At 43.3% G+C, this 21,093-nt stretch carries 16 protein-coding genes; 1 reads left to right on the top strand and 15 read right to left on the bottom strand.

The annotated features are described in order from the left end of the window. Window positions 1-372 precede the first annotated feature (372 nt). The 13 genes from AC23N5_RS15785 to murD all read right to left on the bottom strand — a co-directional run bounded on the left by AC23N5_RS15785 (window position 373) and on the right by murD (window position 16,327). Entirely contained in the window at window positions 373-2,034 is a 1,662-nt protein-coding gene (locus AC23N5_RS15785; RefSeq protein ID WP_487756330.1) for an Ig-like domain-containing domain, read from the bottom strand. A gap of 154 nt (window positions 2,035-2,188) precedes the next feature. Continuing rightward, complete coding sequence (gene mnmG / locus AC23N5_RS15790; protein WP_487756331.1) at window positions 2,189-4,051, bottom strand: tRNA uridine-5-carboxymethylaminomethyl(34) synthesis enzyme MnmG; 1,863 nt, start codon at window positions 4,049-4,051, stop codon at window positions 2,189-2,191. A 97-nt stretch (window positions 4,052-4,148) separates the two neighbouring features. Continuing rightward, window positions 4,149-4,574: an rRNA maturation RNase YbeY gene (gene ybeY, locus AC23N5_RS15795; protein ID WP_487756332.1), complete on the bottom strand. Its 426-nt coding sequence runs from the start codon at window positions 4,572-4,574 to the stop codon at window positions 4,149-4,151. A gap of 255 nt (window positions 4,575-4,829) precedes the next feature. After that, window positions 4,830-5,801 carry a radical SAM protein gene (locus AC23N5_RS15800; RefSeq protein ID WP_487756333.1) on the bottom strand — a complete coding sequence of 324 codons (972 nt, stop codon included), beginning with the start codon at window positions 5,799-5,801 and terminating at the stop codon, window positions 4,830-4,832. Window positions 5,802-5,853: 52 nt separating this feature from the next. Then, window positions 5,854-6,696: an acetyl-CoA carboxylase, carboxyltransferase subunit beta gene (gene accD, locus AC23N5_RS15805; protein ID WP_183978781.1), complete on the bottom strand. Its 843-nt coding sequence runs from the start codon at window positions 6,694-6,696 to the stop codon at window positions 5,854-5,856. A 123-nt stretch (window positions 6,697-6,819) separates the two neighbouring features. Continuing rightward, entirely contained in the window at window positions 6,820-7,527 is a 708-nt protein-coding gene (locus AC23N5_RS15810; RefSeq protein ID WP_487756334.1) for a DNA alkylation repair protein, read from the bottom strand. A gap of 1 nt (window position 7,528) precedes the next feature. After that, on the bottom strand, window positions 7,529-9,004 hold the full coding sequence (gene ftsZ, locus AC23N5_RS15815; protein ID WP_183978785.1) for a cell division protein FtsZ: 1,476 nt from the start codon (window positions 9,002-9,004) through the stop codon (window positions 7,529-7,531). A gap of 94 nt (window positions 9,005-9,098) precedes the next feature. Continuing rightward, window positions 9,099-10,463 carry a cell division protein FtsA gene (ftsA, locus tag AC23N5_RS15820; protein WP_183978787.1) on the bottom strand — a complete coding sequence of 455 codons (1,365 nt, stop codon included), beginning with the start codon at window positions 10,461-10,463 and terminating at the stop codon, window positions 9,099-9,101. 69 nt (window positions 10,464-10,532) lie between these two features. Continuing rightward, complete coding sequence (locus AC23N5_RS15825) at window positions 10,533-11,297, bottom strand: cell division protein FtsQ/DivIB (RefSeq protein ID WP_487756335.1); 765 nt, start codon at window positions 11,295-11,297, stop codon at window positions 10,533-10,535. Between the two features lie 5 nt (window positions 11,298-11,302). Beyond that, window positions 11,303-12,685, bottom strand: coding sequence for a UDP-N-acetylmuramate--L-alanine ligase (gene murC, locus AC23N5_RS15830; protein ID WP_183978791.1), 1,383 nt, complete (start codon window positions 12,683-12,685; stop codon window positions 11,303-11,305). Window position 12,686: 1 nt separating this feature from the next. Continuing rightward, the gene (gene murG / locus AC23N5_RS15835) at window positions 12,687-13,778 is read right to left on the bottom strand and encodes an undecaprenyldiphospho-muramoylpentapeptide beta-N-acetylglucosaminyltransferase (protein WP_487756336.1); all 1,092 of its coding nucleotides are present in this window, start codon (window positions 13,776-13,778) and stop codon (window positions 12,687-12,689) included. Window positions 13,779-13,786: 8 nt separating this feature from the next. Further along, on the bottom strand, window positions 13,787-14,956 hold the full coding sequence (locus tag AC23N5_RS15840; protein ID WP_487756337.1) for an FtsW/RodA/SpoVE family cell cycle protein: 1,170 nt from the start codon (window positions 14,954-14,956) through the stop codon (window positions 13,787-13,789). 15 nt (window positions 14,957-14,971) lie between these two features. Continuing rightward, on the bottom strand, window positions 14,972-16,327 hold the full coding sequence (murD, locus tag AC23N5_RS15845) for a UDP-N-acetylmuramoyl-L-alanine--D-glutamate ligase (RefSeq protein WP_487756338.1): 1,356 nt from the start codon (window positions 16,325-16,327) through the stop codon (window positions 14,972-14,974). A 155-nt stretch (window positions 16,328-16,482) separates the two neighbouring features. On the opposite strand from murD, the gene AC23N5_RS15850 reads away from it, so the two are divergent. Continuing rightward, entirely contained in the window at window positions 16,483-17,250 is a 768-nt protein-coding gene (locus AC23N5_RS15850; RefSeq protein ID WP_487756339.1) for a cyclase family protein, read from the top strand. On the opposite strand, the gene AC23N5_RS15855 is transcribed toward AC23N5_RS15850, so the two are convergent. Next, window positions 17,251-18,756 carry a c-type cytochrome domain-containing protein gene (locus AC23N5_RS15855; protein ID WP_487756340.1) on the bottom strand — a complete coding sequence of 502 codons (1,506 nt, stop codon included), beginning with the start codon at window positions 18,754-18,756 and terminating at the stop codon, window positions 17,251-17,253. Beyond that, the gene (locus tag AC23N5_RS15860) at window positions 18,753-20,741 is read right to left on the bottom strand and encodes an alpha-amylase family protein (protein ID WP_487756341.1); all 1,989 of its coding nucleotides are present in this window, start codon (window positions 20,739-20,741) and stop codon (window positions 18,753-18,755) included. The genes AC23N5_RS15855 and AC23N5_RS15860 overlap by 4 nt, the downstream gene beginning before the upstream one ends. Window positions 20,742-21,093: the final 352 nt, after the last annotated feature.

Consider the following 21,093-nt stretch of genomic DNA (forward strand, 5'->3'; position numbering starts at 1 on the left):
AATTGTTCACATTTTGGCGTGGATTGTGGATAGTCTTATCAACGATGTGGATGACTATTTGTCCACAAAAATCAGTGTGAAAAACACCTTGAAATGATGTGCAAAACCTGTGTAGATTCCCACACAGTGGATGTGGACAAATAATTCTCCACAATTCAAAAAGGTTATCGACACCCTTATCCCCGGGTTATCCACTAAATTGTGTGAATGAAAACAGTTATCCACAATGTTGTTAACATTTTTTCCGCCAAATGTTCTTTTTTGTGAAAATGACGTTTCACAGAGTAAAACCTACCTACGCTTATTTTGAGTACGTACAAAAAATGCGCCAAGAGGCGCATTAGCTTTTCCACATCGTATGTGAATTGTGAATTATTTTGTGGATAAGTCTATATCTATACCACTCAAGACAAAATTTTTCTTGACTTTGATGGCATCAGGATAAAAAAGAATGGGTTCGGCCAATTTTCGGGTTTTAAAATCGCCTGCATCCCACTTCCCATTCTGGTTTTCATCTACAATGACCCGAATATTATAGAGGGCTGGTTTTAAGTAACTGAATTGAAAGGATGGTTTTGTGGATGTTTTGACTACCTCGAACTTCTCGTCCAATAATTCTACAATAAAAGGTTGCTTAGCTCCCTTAATTTCTCCTTCTAACATTCCATACTCTTCTTCTTCCATGATGGGAAGTTTAAATATCCGCTCTGGAATGGTGTCATTTTCTACGCTAAAAAAAGTGCTTTTGGGAAGGACAACTTTCAACAACTTACGGGCTGAAATTTGGTGGGTAAGGGTGAGGATGGTTTTATTATTTTCCCATGTATAATCACCAGGCAGTAGTTGCTCGGTTTTAAGACTATCGCTCACCAACTGAATTTGGTTCAACCTAGCCTCTGCTAAGGGTTTATTGAATGTGAGCTTTAAAGTAAATAACCGAGGTTCGATTGGGTCATTGTCTTGGTGACTGACTTTCATATCAAACGGTTCTTTATTGCTATCACTATTTTTCCCTGCATTGCGAGCTTCTCGAAATTTGATTTTTTGAACGTGTTCAAACATAATTCCTACCGAGTCCCGAATCATAATTTTTGCCACTAAGGTGTCTTTCCTATTCTTGGTATTGAAGAATTTTAACTCGTTTGGGCCGTTCTGAAGGTAGGGAATGGAGTCATTTGGATTATCAAATTTGACCTTATAATCCACAAAACCCTTGTCGTAATTGATAGAATAATAATAGGTCCGTGGGATGGTTCCCTTCACTTTTGCGGGGGTAGTATTGGCTAAAAACAGTTTGAGGGAAGCGCCTGAGAATTGCGTAGAATCTTTAATGACGAGGCTATCCCTTAAATAAGCGATTCTCTCTGTCTTCAAATTGTAGGTAAATGAACGGTTTTTGTCATCGAAAGCCACAAGACGATAGAGGTTGGACTGAATATTTTCGATACTAAACCTCCCCGAACTATCCGACCGTGTAAAATACATGGGCTTCATTTTTTCGATATTGAGCGTATCCGAATGTGGGTACAGCCCAACCAAGACATCAAACATGGGCTTGTTGGTAAGCATGTCTTTCACCTCTCCCCTTACGAGGGCAGAGTCGATTCCAATCCCTGTGCTAAATACGAGTCGTAAATTTTTGGCAGGATTTTTTTCGCTAAAATCTTTGATTGCGTCCCCAAATGAAAACGAATATGTCTTGGCTGAATCCAGTGATTTTTTAAAGACAAGGCGAACACTCGTTGGTTTTGCTTTGTATTCATACTCGCCTGGGTCGGGTGTAACCAACAATTTTTGCTGTAGGTTTTCGGCTACAATGTACTCGTCAAATTCAAGTTCAATGGTTTTCCCTTTGTAGTTGGTTTGCTTATTTTCAGGAATACTCTTTATCAACTTTGGCGGAATGGTATCTCGTTTTCCTCCCGTTGGAGAAATGGGTTGGGAGCAACCCAGTAGTAAGAAATAAAAAGCAGCCGTCAGCAGACTGTAAATGCGAAGCGTAATTACTAACTGTTTTATGTTGAAGGAACTCATGTGTTGGGCGAAATTTTTAACAAAAATAAAAAGGGCTTTTGTTAGCCCTTGCAAATTAACATCTTTTAAAATGAGTTTATTGTTTGATGACTTTCTACCAAAAGAAAAGGGAACTTTCAAAGCTCCCCTTTTCTTTTGGTAATCAATAAAAAAATTAGCGTCCTATGTGGATTAATAAAACCGAAACATCTGAAGGACTAACTCCGCTGATTCTGGAGGCTTGCCCCAAAGTGTGCGGTCGAATGGTTTTTAACTTTTGTCGGCCTTCAAAAGAAAGTGCAGGGACTTTGTCATAATCGAAATTGGGGATGATTTCGAGGTCTTCCAATTTGTTCATTTTTTCGACCATTAATCTTTCCTTTTCAATGTAGCTTTCGTATTTCACTTTTATCATGGCCTGTTCTGCCGACTCTTCATTAAAGCCATTTAAAAATGTGGCAAAGCTTTCACTGAGTTTTTTGATGTCTTCGATTTCTACATCAGGCCGTTTTAGCAATTGATACAGGGGCTGTTTTTCTCGAATAGGTGACGTACCTATCTCTGCCAAAATCGGATTTACTTCATTGGGCGTTACTTTTACTTTTTGAAGCTCTTCTAAAATTACCTCGGTATTGGCAATTTTTTCTTGCACACGAACTAAACGTGCTTCGCTGGCCAACCCTATTTTATGCCCTAATGCCGTGAGTCGAATATCGGCATTGTCTTGGCGGAGTAAAGTACGGTACTCTGCTCTTGAGGTAAACATTCGGTAAGGTTCTTCCGTCCCTTTGTTGACGAGGTCATCAATCAATACACCAATGTATGCTTCGGATCTTTTTAAAATAAAAGCATCTAACTCGTGCGCATTTTGGTGCGCATTAATTCCAGCAATGAGTCCTTGACATGCTGCTTCTTCGTACCCTGTCGTTCCGTTGATTTGACCTGCAAAGAATAAATTACCAATCAAATGAGTTTCTAGGGTGAGCTTTAGTTGAGTTGGGGGGAAATAATCATACTCAATGGCGTACCCTGGTCGGAACATTTTTGCATTTTCAAAACCTGGTATAAGTCGAATTGCTTTGTATTGAATATCCTCAGGAAGTGATGTCGAAAAACCGTTGATATACATTTCTACGGTTGACCAGCCTTCGGGTTCTACAAAAATTTGGTGGCTGTCTTTGTCTGCAAAACGATTGATTTTATCTTCTACTGATGGACAGTAACGTGGTCCAAGACCTTTAATCCGTCCCGTAAACATGGGTGATTTGTCGAATCCCGTTCTTAAAACGCCATGCACTTTTTCATTGGTATAGGTAATCCAGCAACTCCTTTGATGGGTAAGTAGTGGGGTATCGGTATATGAAAACTTGCTTGGGATTTCATCACCTGGCTGTTCTTCCATCTTTGTGTAGTCCAGTGAACGACCGTCTATGCGGGGTGGCGTACCTGTTTTCATTCGCCCTGACTCGAATCCCAATTGGATAAGTTGTTCGGTTATTCCAGTGGCAGCCTTCTCCCCTACCCTACCTCCTCCAAATTGTTTTTCGCCAATATGGATTAATCCGTTTAAGAATGTGCCGTTGGTTAGCACCACTGCCTTGGCGGTAATTTTCACACCGAGCGAAGTTTTTACCCCAACAGCTCTGTTATCTTTTACAAGAATTTCTTTCGCTGTGTCTTGCCAGATGTCCACGTTTGGGGTTTGTTCCAATGTCATTCGCCATTCTTCCGCAAAACGCATACGGTCACTTTGACATCTAGGCGACCACATTGCGGGACCTTTTGAGCGATTCAACATTCGGAATTGAATCATTGTTTTATCGCTAATTATTCCTGACTGTCCTCCAAGTGCATCAATTTCTCGTACAATTTGCCCTTTCGCTACGCCGCCCATTGCTGGGTTGCACGACATCTGGGCAATCGTGTGCATATTCATTGTGATGAGTAAAACGTGGGAGCCCATGTTTGCCGCCGCCGCCGCTGCCTCACAACCTGCGTGCCCCGCTCCTACTACAATCACGTCGTATTCTGGAAACATAAAGTTTTTGTTTAATTAATCAAATGTCGTGAAAATGTACTGTTTTGTGGAAAATTTAAAAATGTTTCACATGAAACATTTTTGTAAAGAGTCAGATTTAAGACTTCGGGAAGGTCGCAATGTAGGCATCTTCCTTTTGTCTCATTACTAATTCGTCTTCATCTTCGTGGTCGTCATACCCTACTAAATGAAGAATACCGTGAGCAAGTACCCGTAACAATTCTTCTTTGAAAGTTTTTGATAATTCTTCGGCATTCTCTTTTACTCTGTCGATGCTGATAAAAATATCGCCTTCGACAATCCCTTCTATTTCTTCTGAATTATCAAAAGTGATAATATCTGTATAAAAATCATGATTAAGGTATTGCTGATTTACGCTGAGCAAGTATTCGTCAGAACAAAAAATGTAATTTAATTGGTTCAGTTCAAACCCTTCGGACTCAATGATGTCTTTGAGCCACGTCTTTGTTTTACGCGGATTAGGAATTTTAAAATCCACGTCTTCGTTGAAAAATTGAATCATTGGGAGGATTGAATATTGGTCGTAGTTCTACTATAATATGCTCGATAATAACCAGATTTTGCCTGTAAATTGCTGAAAACCAGAGTATTTTGTTGCTACAATGGCTGGTTTTCCTAGACATTTGGGCAAAAATGAGTATCTAAAACGGGATGCTAAAACACTAAAAAAGCAGAGTAAAAGTAACCTTACTTCCTCTAAATTAATGAGTTAGCTTCTAATAATATAAGACAAAATTAAGGAAGAATAAGGGAAGTATCAAAAGAGTTGTTTCCACGTCCCTTTGATTCTGTTGTATTTGAGGGTGCTCGGAAGAGCTTTCCACCAATATTTATTGATGGTCACGGCAAAAGATGGTTGCATGTAACAATTGATAGCACAACCCTCGCAAGCAGGAAGACGGCCTTCTAGTGCGACTAGCTTTTGAACTTCGTCTGAGAGGTATAGCTCATATAAATTATTCTCAATCGCAAATTCTTTCAGCCCTAAATGATAACAGGGGAGCACGAGTTTGTTTTCTGGTGAAATGACGATGGTGGTACTACCTGCAAGGCAAATGGGGGAATCTGTGTGGTTTCCGCCATCAAGACGTAACTGAATGAAGGCATCATTGAGATAGACATTGCTTTTTTTTCCCCACTGCCTAAGCTGCTGTAATGCCGCTGGAGAGAGCTGTGAGCCCACTTTATTGTACTCAAAGACGGGATTTAGGATAAGTACAAGGCCGTGAGGTTTGCATATTTCTTGCCAAACCTTTTCTATCTGGTGAATATTCGACTCAAAAACGGTAAAAAGTATGTCTGGACGCTCTCCCAACGACTTTGCTATTTGGATAGACTCCATGACTTTGTCGAAACATTTTACCCCTCTGGACAAATCATGCTCTTCTGGTTCGGGAGAATCAAGGGAAAAATGAAGCATGTCAACCAACCCCCGAAGGCGATTGGCATATTTAGGGTAAAGCAAACAGTTGGTCGTAATGGTAGTCAAAAGACCCAGCCGTTTACATTCCTTTAGCAGTTCATCAAGCTGACGATGTAATAATGGTTCTCCCCCTGTGAAATCAACGACTTTTACCCCTAACTGTTTTAGGGCAGCGAGATTGGCTTTGGCTTCTTCGAGGGTTATGTATGGCGAAGGGCGTTCCCAAATGTCACAAAAACTACAAGCGGCGTTACAGCGATACGTCACATAGTAATTACATAAGACAGGGTGGGATACAAGACGCATAGGGGATAAAAAAACTTTCTGGAAAGTATGAAGCTTTCCAGAAAGTGGGAATTTATTGAAGCATTCGTAGTAAACTCGCAAGCTTATCTTTTAAGTCTTTGCGATCGACGATAAAATCTAGGAAGCCGTGTTCTAAGACAAATTCTGCACTTTGAAAACCTTTGGGTAAGTCCTTACCAATGGTTTCGCGAATAACGCGTGGCCCCGCAAACCCAATAAGCGCGCCAGGTTCGGCAATATTAAAATCACCTAACATGGCATAGGACGCCGTAACACCACCAGTGGTGGGATCTGTAAGTAAAGATATATACGGAATTTGTGCCTCCGACAAGAGCGCAAGCTTGGCCGAAGTTTTAGCCATTTGCATTAACGAATAGCCTGCTTCCATCATTCGTGCGCCACCAGAGCGAGAAATCATCAAAAACGGCATTTTGTTTTGCAATGCGTGGTCAATCCCTCTGGCTATCTTCTCCCCTACTACTGACCCCATAGAACCACCAATAAAGTTGAAATCCATGCAACTTACCACAATGTCGAGCTCATCCATTTTACCATAAGCGGTACGGACGGCATCTTTTAATCCTGTTTTCTTTACGGTGTCACGGATACGATCGGGATACTTCTTTGTATCTTCAAAATTGAGAGGATCTCCCGATAGCATATTAGCATCAAGTTCGGTGTATTCTGCATTGTCAAAAAGAACAGAGAAATAGGCTTCCGAACCAATTTTTTCGTGATAATTACATTTTACGCACGTATAAGCATTGACTTTATGTTCGCGAGTGTGCATAACATGCTTGCAGCTAGGGCACTGATACCAAAGCCCATCAGGAGCTTCGCGTTTCATTTCGGTGGGCGTCTGAATGCCCCTTTCTTTTCTAGTAAACCAAGACATGAGTTAGATTCGAGTTTTGATTTGTGTACTTTGAGTTTAGATAAGACGCTGATAATCAAACTCAATAGCGTTTTGAGCCTTTTAAAGGCCGCGCCAAAGATACGTAAGAAATCAATCTATGTGTCAAAGTGATAGATAATACTTACGTTTTGACTCAGGAAAACGTTCAATGGCGTACCGTAATGCGGTTCGAGGCATTTGTTTGGTATGGGTGTCTAAAAACTCTTCCAAGACAAGTTCGTCGCGTTTTCCTACCTCGCGCAACATCCAGCCCATTGCTTTGTGGATAAGGTCGTGAGAATGAGTCAATAGAAGTTCTGCGATACGCAAGGTGTCACTAAATTGATTGTGTTTGATAAAGTACCAAGTGGAGACCATTGCCACGCGTTGCGCCCAAAGATGAGGGCGTTGCGCCAAGTCATAGAGAATGTTGCGGTCTTGTTTCAATAAATAAGCACCAACAATATCGCGGCAGGTGACATCTACCAAATCCCAATTGTTGATGTAATCAAGGTGCGAAAGGTAAAAATCAAAAATTTGCTTCTGAGCAGCGGGATCCTTTTTTGATTTCTGAAAATGCTTCATTAATCCAATCAAAGACGCCATTCTGATTTCATGGTAAGGGCTACTAAGTAGCGCTTGCCATTCTAAAATAGATAGGTAGGCATATTTGGCGACTACAGACCGTATTTCGGGCATGGTAATGCCTAGAAACAAATCTCCTTCTCCATATTGGCCTTTTCCTGTTTTAAAAAAGCGCGAAAGAAAGGCAGCCTTTTCGGGGCTGCCTAGGGAGTGTAACTCTTTTTGAATCGAATCAATTCCTGTCATCTTATCTTTTGTGTTTGTCTAAAACAATCTGAATGAACACTTCGTCAGGTGAATTAGGTTTCTGGAATAAAACAACGTTTTGACGCAAGAAAGCAGGTTTGTCGAGTTCTTTCTCCGAATATTTTCCATACGAAATATCGTGTACAAGACGGCGTAAAATCTCGGGGTCTTCTTGGGGCTCCTCGGGTGTTTTTTCAACTACTGGAGGTTGTGGTGGTTTCACTGGCTCCTCAAAAACAGGTTTTGGAGGCTGTGGCACTTCTACTTTTGGCGGTTCTTGTACAGGCTTTGTTACCTCAATCTTTGCCTCAGTTACCTCTGGTTTTTGCGGAGAAACGGAGATGGGCGAATTGCTAGTGGTAGCCGTCGATTGTCTAGGATTATACTCTGTCTTCCGCTCTGGAGCAGGTGGTAAAGTGTTGTTTCTTTGGAGGGTGTCCGAAACCGATGGTAGTTGAACAGGCTCTTTTCGCTGCTTTACACTGGTGTCATAATTAAACGGCAAGTGGGAGTCTTCAAAACCCGCCGCAATGACTGTCACCAACAACTGATCACCAAGGGCATCATCAAAAATAATACCCACTTTACACATATCTGCTTCGTCTCCGATGAGTCCTTCGATGTAGTCAGTAATAATCATTTGCTCATCGAGGGTAGCCATGTGTTCTTCTTGCGTACTTGAAGCAAGCGTCACAAGGATACGTTTGGCTCCACGAATGTCACGGTTGTTGAGAAGCGGAGAGTTAAGCGCCGCTTCAATCGCCAATTCAGCCCGATGCTCACCCGATGAAACCGCCGAACTCATCACAGATGTACCAGCACCTTGAAGTACTTTTTTGACGTCCATAAAATCGGAGTTGACACTTCCGTGGACGGTGATAATTTCTGCGATACTTTTTACGGCGTTTGAAAGAACGTTATCAGCGTGCTCGTATGCACGGAGAATCGGTAATTTTCCGTATAGCTTGGCCAATTCGTCGTTAAGAATCACCAGCACAGTGTCGCAATGCTCTTTGAGAGCATTGATACCATCAATGGCTTGATTTTTCTTAATACGGCCTTCGTGGCTATAGGGAGCTGTCACAACCGCAACGGTTAGCATCCCCATTTCCTTGGCCACCTTTGCAATGACAGGAGCAGCACCCGTTCCTGTTCCTCCCCCCATACCAGCGGTAATAAAAACCATCTGGGTAGGAGGTTGCATCAATTGACGAATATATTCAATACTCTCTTCTGCAGCGCTGCGGCCAGTAGCAGAATCAGTTCCTGCTCCTAAGCCTTTGAGACTATCGGCTCCTAATTGAATTTTGTTATTGATAGGACTACGCATCAACGCCTGCTTGTCGGTATTACATACCACAAACACCACATCTTTGATGCCTTTTTTATACATGTGGTTGACGGCATTGCTACCTCCCCCCCCTACACCAATTACTTTGATGATAGGGGCATCGTCTAAGTGGGTTGACTCTTCCATAACAAACTCGTAGTCGTGCTCAAAAACGTTTTTTCGTGCAAAAACCATATTTTCTTAAAAATAAACAAACTAGGTAGGGATATTTTGGCCTTTATTAATAATCGTCGTGTCCTTTGATGTCATCTTGGGTAAGACCTTTCCAAATAAAGGTACTTATTTCTTTGATGGTTGATTCCTGAGACGTGCTTTTACGAAAACCAGGGATAGACCAACTGCTGCTTGGTTTTTTTTGCTCTGGCTCAGGAGTAACCGTTGTTTTTTCGATTCGTTTATCGAGTGGTTTTACACTAGACCAGGCCAAGCCCAGGGCCGTAGTGTAAGATGGATCAGTGATAAGCGAATCGAGTGCGCTATTGCTTCGTTCGAGGTTTTTTGGCGAGCCAATCTGAACGTACATTCCTGTGATTTCCCGAAAAATGCTCTCAATCCCCTTAATTTTTGACGTCCCACCCGTCAATATGATACCAGCACGTAATTTGTGCTCATATCCTGCTTTTTTGATTTCAGCCAGTACCAAAGCCGCGATTTCACGCAATCGCGCCCGGGCAATCAAGACGACGTTGCGCGCCACAATTTCAATGGGTGGAATGCCTTCGGCAGTTGGAATCACCAACAAGGTATTTAGCGAGCAATTTTTTGGGTTGGTTTCACCCAGGAATATTTTGGCTTCTTCAGCGCTTTCGTGGGTAAGATGGCAACCCTCACGAATATCGTTCGTGATATGATTACCCCCAAAAGGTAGCACTACAGTATGACATAATAACCCATCGTGATAAATGGCGATGTCGGTGGTTCCGCCGCCAATATCAACAAGTACAACCCCTAGGCTTTTGTGGTCTTCGGAAAGAATAGCCAAGCCAGAAGCCAGTGGAGAAGCCGAAAAACCATCTTCTTCATTGACCGAAAGGTTCGCTTTTTGTAACGAATCTTTGATTTGGTGCAACGCCGATTTTTTTGCGGTAATGATTTTAAAATCACCGCTTAATTTAAGCCCAGTATGCCCAACAGGGTCAATAATTTCGTGCTGTTCTCCAACCGAAAATTTGAGAGGGAGCAAGTGAATGATTTGATTTGTATCAGAATCAAACGTTTGCTGCATGGTTTCAAACAATGATTTTACATCTCTTCCTTGCACACCAACGGCATGGCAGGCCACAGAGCCTGTTTCCGAGGTTGTTGCTAAGTGTGTCCCACTTACGTTGACAGATGCGAATAGGTTATGAGATAACAAATCAATGCGATCCGCTTTTTTTGCTGCCATTTCAAGCGCTTGACGAATGGCTTCTTTGGTTTTAATAGGGTTATTGATGTTCCCACGGTGAACACCTTCATTGCGGGCTGACCCCATCCCTATCACCTGAAGCATCGTATGGTTGCTTAGCTTTTTTGGTTTTGCTAAAACCGCAGCTACTTTGGTGCTACCAATGTCTATTCCTAAATAAATTTCGTGTTCTGACATGATGTGCTAAGGCTTTAATAAAAACTTAAGATATGTACTATTGATAGGGTAGTGATGAACAGAAAAGGGTTATTCACACACTATCTGATTTTTAAATTTGACACTTACTCGATGGTATTTTTCCCAACCACTGATGGGGAGGATGGTCTTGTAAAAGACCTTTAACTTCTCAAATTTGACGTCTGCGTCCTCTGGAAAACCAAAATCAATTTGGTGTTGGCCCACTTGAGGGATCAATGTTAGTTCGCCGTCTTCTGCCACAATGACTTCGGTTACTTGAGACTTCCAAAAAGAATTTTGCTGTAGCTGTTTTAAAAAATCTATCAGCTGTTCTCCTTTGGGAGATTTGATGGCTTTGGTATTTTTAAAAAAATCTCCTGAAAGAATAACCGTACGAGCGGCAAATCGTCCAGAAAGAGGAATAATATCCCCAGATTCCGTTAAGTACCCCCCAGATTCGGCTGTAATCGGTTGAGTTGCTTCGTTAAAGCTACCCATTATTCGACCGATGGGGCGTTGCTGTTCGATTGCTACGACCAAATTTCCTGATAAATCTCGAAAAACGTCACATTTTTTTATCAAACGGTTTTTTAGGACTCTTTTTTCGAGCCCTTTAAAGTTAATATCCGAAAAATTCATCCCTTCAACCACATCAACTCCTTTCACAGTGAGTAGGTCTTTGATGTCTTGTTCGCTAAAAAATGGATACTCTGCTTTGTTATCGAGCCTCACCACGACGCTTTTGCATCGTTTATTATTTTGTTGATACTCAACGTAAAAAAACATTGCACCAACCACCAATATCCCTAAAATGATCCAAATCCAGCGTTTCATGGTCGTTAAGTTGTTTGCAACACGTCTTTGATGGGTAAAATGTACCGATCAATATCCCCTGCTCCAATGGTTGTTACAACATCACATGTTTGTTGTTTAAGTACATCTATTAACTCCGACTTCAAACATTGTACTTTGTCACATGTTATCTTTTGGAATATTAAATCGGAGCTTACCCCTTCGATTGGTAGCTCACGAGCGGGATAAATATCCAATAAAATAACACGGTCTGCCAACGATAAACTTTCGGCAAACTCGTCGGCAAAATCACGCGTACGGCTGAACAAATGCGGTTGAAAAATAGCCGTTACGTGCCGATCGGGGTAAAGCGCCTTGGCTGATGATAAAAATGCTTTTACCTCTGCTGGGTGATGGGCATAATCATCAATTAAGACTTTGGTGTCGGTTTTGAGGTAATATTCAAAACGGCGTTTTACACCTCCAAACGATGCGATGGCTGCACGAATTTGGTCGTCCGAAAGACCTATTTCCAAACCTACGGCGATGGCAGCAATGGCATTTTCAACATTGTGAAAACCAGGAACTTTGAGCGTTAGGTCTTTGATGATTCCGTTTGGATGTACAGCATCAAAGAGGAAACAAGCATTTTCGATACGCACGTTTTCGGCGTGGTAGTCGCCTTCGTCGATAGAATACTCAAAAACCTTGGCTTGGGTCTTTTCGGCTAATTGTAGCCCTTTGCGCATAAACAAGCGCCCTTGGGGCTTTATCTGACTTACATAAGCCGAAAAAGAAGCGAGTACCGAGTCGTGAGTGCCGTAAATATCCAAATGGTCGGCATCAGTGGAAGTAACTATCGCAATTTCGGGAAAAAGGGTCAAAAACGACCGGTCAAATTCGTCGGCTTCGACAACACATGGTACGTTTTTTAATTCACCTGTTGGTTCATTTAGCAACATATTGGTACCATAATTTTGCGTGATTCCACCCAAAAAAGCGGCACAATTGATGCCCGAATGCCGCAAAATATGTGCTGTCATTGAAGAGGTCGTCGTTTTACCGTGGGTTCCTGCTACCCCAATTGTAAACATTCCACCCGCGATTAAACCCAAAACCTGAGAACGCTTTTGAAGGATAAACCCGTGCTGTTTAAGATAATTATACTCCGAATGATCGGCTGGTATAGCAGGGGTAAATACAACCAATGTTTGAGCGGTGTCCTTCAAAAAATCCGCAGGAATGCGCGCAATATCGTCGTCGAAATGAACCGAAATTCCTTCTTCTTCCAAGGTGTTGGTAAGGGCAGTCGCAGTGCGGTCATAACCAGCTACTGCAAAGCCGTTGATGTTGAACCAACGCGCCAATGCACTCATACCAATGCCTCCGATGCCAAGAAAGTAGATATATTTGAAAGGTTGAATATTCATTTTAAATCAGACTTAGTACGGTTTCTGCAATTTCTTTTGCCGCGTTAGGTTTTGCTAGTTTCTTGATATGTTTGCTTAATTCTTGCTGTTTATCGACATCCTGTAACAACCGCAACGTGGTTTGAACAAGTTCGTCTTTGGCGTCTTTGTCCTTCACCAAAAGTGCCGCGTTTTGTTCGACCAAGCTCATCGCATTTTTGGTTTGATGGTCCTCGGATGCGTAAGGGAAAGGAACCAAAATAGCTGGTTTCTCAACCAAACATAATTCTGATACCGACAAGGCCCCAGCCCTAGATACCACTACGTCGGCAAGGGCATAGGCCAAGTCCATTTCATAGATAAAATCAAAAGCCTGAGCATAGGGCGTTTTTAGGGCCTCTACTGCCGCTTTTGCGCGTTCTGCATAAGGCTTTCCTGTTTGCCAAAGCACTTGGTAGCCCGAATCTATGATCATTTTCAAGCCAGCTTCGATGCTTTCATTGATGGTTTTTGCTCCCAAACTTCCACCAATGACGAGTAAGGTCTTGTGGTTAGGTTGCAACCCAAAACGCTCATAGGCTAATTCGCGTTTATTGGTACTATTCACTATGTCGTTCCTAACGGGATTGCCTGTTAGTTTGAGCTTATTTTTTGGAAAGAAAGCCTCCATGTTGGGGTACGCTACACAAATGGCTTTGGCACGTTTTGCCAAGAGTTTATTGGTAATTCCTGCGTACGAATTCTGCTCCTGAATAAGCGTCGGAATGCCCATCAAGGAAGCAACCATTAACAATGGCCCACTGGCAAATCCTCCCACGCCAATGGCAATGTCGGGCTGAAAGCTTTTGATAATGCTTCTGGCTTTCAACAAACTACGCGTTAGTTTGAAAGGAAACGAAAGATTATCGGCCGAAAGCTCACGCTTTATGCCCGAAATAGGCAGGCCAATGATTTCATAACCAGCTTTGGGCACTTTTTCCATTTCCATCTTTCCCAATGCTCCCACAAATAAAATCTGTATGGTAGGATCAATGGCTTTTAGGGAATTGGCAATGGCGATGGCAGGGTAAATATGCCCTCCAGTACCTCCTCCGCTTATGATTACTTTCTTCATAGGTTTTCTTAAATAGCACTTTCGTCTGTTTCTCCTCTGCTTACACTGAGGATGATTCCGACCGAGATACAGGTAAAGAATACAGATGTTCCTCCCATACTGAGAAGAGGTAGTGGTTGACCAGTGACTGGGAAAGCCCCTACAGCAACAGCCATATTAGTAAATGCTTGTAAACCAATACTTAATGTGAGCCCTGCAGACAATAGCCCGCCGAAGGCTCGATTGGTACCTCCTATATTTTGGACGCCCCTCACGAGTAAAATGGCGTAGAGGAACATGATAAAAACCCCGCCGACAAGCCCATATTCTTCGATGATAATGGCATAAATAAAGTCAGAATAAGCTTGGGTAAGGTAATTGCGCTGGTGACTGTTGCCAAGCCCTTGGCCAAAAGTTCCCCCGTTGGCGATGGCAATAAACCCTTGTTTTGCTTGGTATTCGTCATTGTCGAGGAAACGCTCAATACGCCCAATCGCTGTTTCAAGCCGTTGACCAGCAACAAGTCCGAGTCCACCAGTGATGCCGATGGCAACAATCATGGCCATCAGATATTTACCAGGAACTCGTCCGATATAGAACATTAAAAAACAAGATAGCCCAAGCAAAACGGCAGTGGAGGTACTGGTAAGGGCAATGAAAAAACAAATAATCCCTACCCACAAAATCATTTTACCAAAAACTTGCCAACTGTATTCCACGCGCTGGCGTTTGGCGAGCATCGCAGCGAGGTTCGCAATAAGGGCTAAACGGGCAAAATCGGCTGGCTGGACAGTAAAACCTGTTCCAGGAATGGCCAACCAACGCGTCGCGCCGTTGATGGTAACCCCTGCTACTTTTACCAAAATCAACAAAGGAATGGAAATGAGAAGTGCCGCTCGCGAAAGGCGAGAAAAGTAGGTGTAATTGACGCGGTGAACCCACCACATCACAAACAACCCCATGCTGGTATAAAAAATGTGTTTAAACAAAAATGTTTCGGGATACCCACCCCCACGTTGGTAAGCGAGTGTACCCGTAGCGCTGTAAACAATCAATAAGCTCACAAGCGACAAAATGGCGACAATGACCCAAATGACGATGTCGCCTTTGAGGTTTCTACTCAACCAATTTTTGATATTGTCCCAATGCTCTAATGTAGAAGGGCGAATCGTCCCCGTGTTCATCTCGTTCTTGTTCATCTTTCTAAATGTGAGTTAGGAAATAAAACTTCGTACAGTCGCTTTGAACTGTTCACCACGGTCTTCGTAGTTGTTGAACAAATCAAAACTAGCGCATGCTGGAGATAGAAGAGCGACGTCATTTGGTTGACCAAACGACAAGGCATACTGCACCGCTTCTTTAACGTCCTGTGTCTCAATGACTACGGGGACGATAGAAGCGAAAAACGAGAGAAGTTTGCTGTTATCTTTGCCCAGACAGATAAGGGCTTTTACTTTTTGGCGTACCAAAGGTTCGATTTGGGTATAATCGTTGCCTTTGTCAAGTCCGCCAGCTATCCAAATTATAGGGGTATCAAAGCTATTTAACGCATAAAAAACGGAATCGACGTTGGTGGCCTTCGAATCATTAACGAAACTGATTCCGTTGATTTCGGCTACGGGTTCCAAGCGGTGGGCCGCATTTTGGAATGTCAGCAATCCATTCTTGATTTGCTCATCGGTCAATCCTACCGCCATAGACGCCAAGGTTGCGGCCATCGCGTTTATAGCATTGTGAGGTCCTTTGATGGGCAACTCGTTTGCGTTTATATCAAAAGTACGTGTATTGCGAGTGAGATGCAAAATTCCTTCTTGAAAAAAACCGCCATTCTTTTCTTTTTTCAAGAAAGAAATAGGTAAGTGGTTGACATTGAATGATTTCTTGCCAAGTTCGAGGGCAATAGGTTCGTTGTCAATGAAATAAATGAAATCGTCGCTTGCTTCGAGATTTTGTAACAAACGAAATTTTGAATCGACGTACTTTTGGAAAGTATATTCGTAGCGGTCGAGGTGATCGGGCGTAATGTTGAGTAAAACCGCGACATCGGCTTTGAACTCGTACATGTTGTCCAACTGAAAACTGCTAAGTTCGAGCACAAACCAGTCGAAGGTATCGTCGATGACTTGTTTGGCGAAACTCTCACCGATATTTCCTGCTAATCCAACGTTGATGCCTGCTGATTTAAGAAGGTGATAAATCAATAAAGTCGTGGTGGTTTTACCATTGCTGCCCGTAATCGCAATTTTTTTCGCTTTTGTATAACGTGATGCAAACTCAATTTCAGAAATAACGGGTGTGCCTTGTTCATATAATTTTTTAATCAATGGCACTTTGTCAGGAATACCTGGACTTTTTATCACTTCTTTTGCCGAAAGAATAATAGTTTCGGTATGTTTACCTTCTTCAAATGGTATATTGTTCGCAGCCAAAATACCCCGATATTCCTCGGTAAGGGAGCCCTTATCCGATAAAAATACGTCAAAACCTTTGGCTTGAGCCAATAAGGCCGCGCCAACGCCACTTTCGCCGCCACCTAAGACGACGATTCTGAACGAATCTTGGGGGTTCATCAATAAAAATGTAAGAGGTAAAGCAAAGAATGAAAACTCAACCCAAATTAAGGCTTTTTTATAGGAAATTGCAAAGAAATAAAAACGACTAATCTTTAAAAAAAACCTTAAATATGCTTAATATCGAACCCCAAAAAAACACGTTTCTCACTGATATGCCACGAATTATAGACCTTTCCAAACCAATTCGCTTTAATGCCGAAGACCCTTGGTTTATGCGGGTAAAAATTAAACATAAACCTCATAAAGCCGCTCGGTGGCTCATTCGCTTTCTGGGTTTGCCTTTCCGACTCTTCCCCAAGGATTTTGTAGGCTGGGCAGATGACACTATTAAACATATGGGAGTTCATGCGACTACGCATCTTGATGCGCCTTGGCATTATTACCCAACCGTGGCGGGACAGCCTGCCAAAACCATTGATGAAATACCATTGGAATGGTGCTACGGCGACGGAGTGGTTATTGATATGACTCACAAAGCAGATTTTGAGGTCATTACATTACAGGATATACAAGAAAATTTGCAAAAAATGGGCGTTCGCTTACAAGCAGGAATGATTGTACTCATCCGAACAGGGCGCGATAAATTCAACGGAACGAAGCAATTTGCGGATGTAGGAACGGGCATGAGCAAAGAGGCGACCGAATGGCTTATTGACCAAGGAATCAAAGTAATGGGTATTGACCAATGGGGCTGGGATTTACCCATGCGGTACATGATTCAGAAAGCCAAAGAATCGGGCAATCGTGATTTGTTTTGGCAAGCTCACCTTGTGGGACGTGAAAAGGAGTATTGCCACATTGAGCAGTTGGTCAACTTGGGCGCATTGCCGCCAACGGGCTTTAAAGTATGCGTTTTTCCGCTCAAAATTGTGGGGGCATCGGCCGCCCCCGCGCGTGTTGTGGCAATTTTAAACGAATAACTATTTTTTCTTGACCTCCTCGGGTTTGGGGGCGCTTTGACCCACTTTGACAAACTCAGCAATTTGTTGCTCGGTAATGCCTGTGGTGATTTCTAACGCAGCATTGGCTTGTTTCAAAGCGCTCACACCTGCTTCGGTTACGTTGGTTTTCCAAAGGTGAAGGCTGGTCAATTTTTTAGCAGCTGCGAGTTCTTTAAGTCCCTGGTCGGTGATTTTTGTGCCGACCAAATTGAGGTACGTTAGACGAGGTAAGTCTTTGATTTTTTGAAGTAAAGCGTCTGAAATAGCGGTATTTTCAAGGTGTAATTTTTGCAAATTTTTGAGTTGGCTGAGGGTGCTTGTGGCTTGGTCGGTGATGCGAGTATTGTTTAATTTTAACCAAACGATTTGTTCGCTAAGAGGTTCCAAAAGCGCAAGTTGGCTATCTGTTAGACCGCTGGCGTTGACGGCGTTGATGTCTAACAAATGGCTGCCTGTGGCAATGGGTGTAACCAAAACGCCTACTTTTTTGAGGGCTTCGATGTCGTTGGCATTGGGAGCGGAGACGTTAAGAGACGCTAATTCATCTTTTTGGCTAGAAGAAGATGCACTACCTTCGGCAGACTGCGGTTTGCTGAGGGCTGCCAACGCGGGTTTAACGGCGTCGGTTGTTTTGAGTTCTGCCACTTTTTTGTCAACGGGTGCACCTTGGTCAATCCACCAAGATAAAATAGCCACTTGCCCTTCCGAAAGTTGGGTTTTTCCTTTGGGGGGCATGTGGTTTTCGTCTTCTGGTGGGAGCAAACAGCGCTTAATGAGTTCACTTTCGTCGGATTTTCCTGCAATAAAAGCTGGGCCATTTTCTCCCCCTTTTTTCAATAATTCTATTTCATCCATTCGCAAATCGCCCTTGGATTTTTTTGCGTTATGGCACTGAACACACCTTGCTTTTAGAATAGGGTTGACGATGTCTTGATAAACCAAGGCATTGTTGACGTCGGCGATGGGCTTAATTTCATCGCCCCCTTTTTCAGTTTTGGGTTCCATGCCCGCCCACGCCCGAAAAGGTTCGGGCGTTTCTTGGGTGAGATAGCCTTCCCCGTGCGTCAGAGAACCGCCATGATGCCCTGCGACCATTGTAAAAAGACCACCTATTGCCAAGACAGGAAGGTACAAAAGACCGCCAAATTTGAAGTTTTGAAACAACAAATCGGTCTTAGAAACCCACGCAACCCACGAAGCGACAGCCACCCAAATTCCTTGCCATTTGTGTTCTTCAAGCAGTTCGATTTCATAGCCCCCGCCCAACGACAACAAATAGCCCGCAATGCACGATGCCGTAGCTCCAATGGCTGACCAAAACAAAATAAATGAAATCGTCGAGTCTTTTACTTCTACCTTATTGGTCAAGCGCGCCAGTTCGAGCAGCCCCGCTAGGAGTAAAAATCCAATGGGTAAGTGTACCAATACAGGGTGAAAACGTCCAATAAAAGCGGCCCAATCGGAAGAAGCTTGTAACAAAATCATGGTTTGATGGCGACGATGGAGTGAATGTCTAATTTGCTTATGGTAAAGGTAATTTCTCCGTTTTTATACGCAAACGGAATCGGCTTATTTTCGGGTTGAAGCGTTACTTGTTTGGGGCGCAAGGGTGCTTTTACGGCTATTTTTAAGTTCAATAACGGTGGAATTTCGTCACTAGCATGAATGGCTTTGTTGGCGTGGTTGCCTGCCATATTGATGAGGTTTACGTAAGTGGTTCCTTGTTTTTGGTTGAGGGCTACGTTTACGTACTTTGAGCCACTCACGGTCACTTGGGGTTGAAACAATTGTTTGGCCAATGTACCTAAAAAGTCTCTTCCGACGTAGGTTTCGCGCTTAAAATGTTGTTCTCCAAAATTAAAATAAACGCCCGCGATTTTGCCCTTGCCAAATGAAGCAATGGATGCAACAGGGCCTTCTCCAAAACGGAGGTCGCCTCCCGAAAACCACTGTCCAAACGTCTGAGTACCTGAAAGTGGCTCAAAAGGTCGAAACGTAGCTTTGGTGCCCGTCAGAAGTTGGCCAAATCCCCAATTAGAAATGGTTTGGGTGGAAGCTCCAAGACGAACGCCCAGTGGGGCTTCAAATAATTTGACGGTTTCACTGCCAATAACGATCAAATTTCCACCTTGGCGCACGTACTCAATTAACTCCTCTTTGAGGGTTTCGTCGATTTTTTTCCATTCAGGAATGACGATAAGCGGATAGGCTTGCGTACGGCCACGGAGGTGATGTTCTTGTAAAATTTCGGTGGGCAATTGGCTGTATAGTAGTGCATTGAGGGTGCCAATCATGGGTTGTTGTTTGCCATCTCCAGTGTTATAAACAGTCGTTAGCTGACTTTTGTACCCCACGTTGGAGTAAAGCAAGGCCACTTGCGGGATGGGCTTGCTTTGTTGGGTAAAAGGCTGCCGTTGGCGGCAAAACTTTGCCAAATCGCTCATAGTTTGGTACGAAAAAGTAGGCAGACTTCCGTCTCGCTCTTGAGTCCAATAGGCTTGAAAACCGCCTCCCATCGAAATCACTTGGGCGGCTTCTTGCGAAAGTTGAATGGCGTTTTTGGGTGATTTTACTTGGTCTTCCCATCCGTACCCAAAACTCCACGACATCAAGTCCCAGGGTTTGCCCTGAGGCGCTAGGCAACGCGCTTGGAAAGCCGATTGGTTGGCACCGTTGAGGGGTTCGGTATCGCCCGACAAAAAATCGACGTTGATGTCCACTTTTTCGGGCATCATGGCCGAAAAAGACCAATTGCTTGCTACCTGAAAACGAGGATTGTAAGCGTGGAGCGCATCGGTGTATTTGCGGACGTACCGACGGAAGGCATCGCGGTGAAATTCCAGCCACTTGTCGTAATGCGGGTCGGTTTTTTTGCGGGGAATGTCTTGGATGCCTGTGATAAACCGAAACTCGTCGATAGCAGCTTGGCAATAATCGGGGTTGGTTGCCCAGCAGTCGCCATCGACCCATACTCCGTTGACGCCATAATCGCTGATTTCTTTTAACTGTGGAATGAGCAAACTATCGGCGTAAGCGCTCCAGAGCGAGGCTTTTTGGCGGTCTGGTTTGCCTTCTGAATCAATCCGCGACCAATTGGGATGGTGTTTGACGGCTTCGTCGTCCCATACACCTGAGTAATGAACGTACAACGCCACGCCTCGGCGCAGGGTAACTTCTCGAAAGAGTTTTAAGATGTCTTTTTCGACCCGTTTGGGCGCGTTTCCCACCTTGGTCGGGTAGCTCGTCACCCCTGAGTGCCCCTTGCAATCTACTTGAATAAAATCGGGCTTTACTTTTGTTAAAAGGGAGTCTATCATCTTATCGGTGAGGGTTTTACCGATGAGTGTGTCTTGCAAGGTGGCATGAAAATCAAAATGCAAGCCGAAATAACTTTCGGAGCGGCGCAAAGGTGTTTGGGCAAGGGCCGTACAGGAAAGCAGCCCGAATAGGAGGATGTATAACCGTTTCATGGAAAAGGGAATTTAGTACCCATACTACCAAAGACAAGGAGTAGGCTATTCTCTTGTATCAGTTTCTGGCATCAGATTAAACGCATTAAAAAAATAGCCTCGGAGAGGCAAAGCCTTTGTAGAAAAAGTAAACAAATGGCATCAGATTAAACGCATTAAAAAAACAGCCTCGGAGAGGCAAAACCTTTGTAGAAAAAGTAAACAGACCCCTCCCTAAAGCAGCCCTATCGGGGTGGCTGATTATTTCTTTCTACGAAGATTTAGCTCCTCTGGAGCAATAAATAGTCACTTTTTATTTTTAATGCGTTCAACCTGAACAAAAAAAACATTCGCTGGACGGAGTTAGAAAAAC

The sequence above is a fragment of the Runella sp. R5_40 genome, assembly GCF_057652295.1.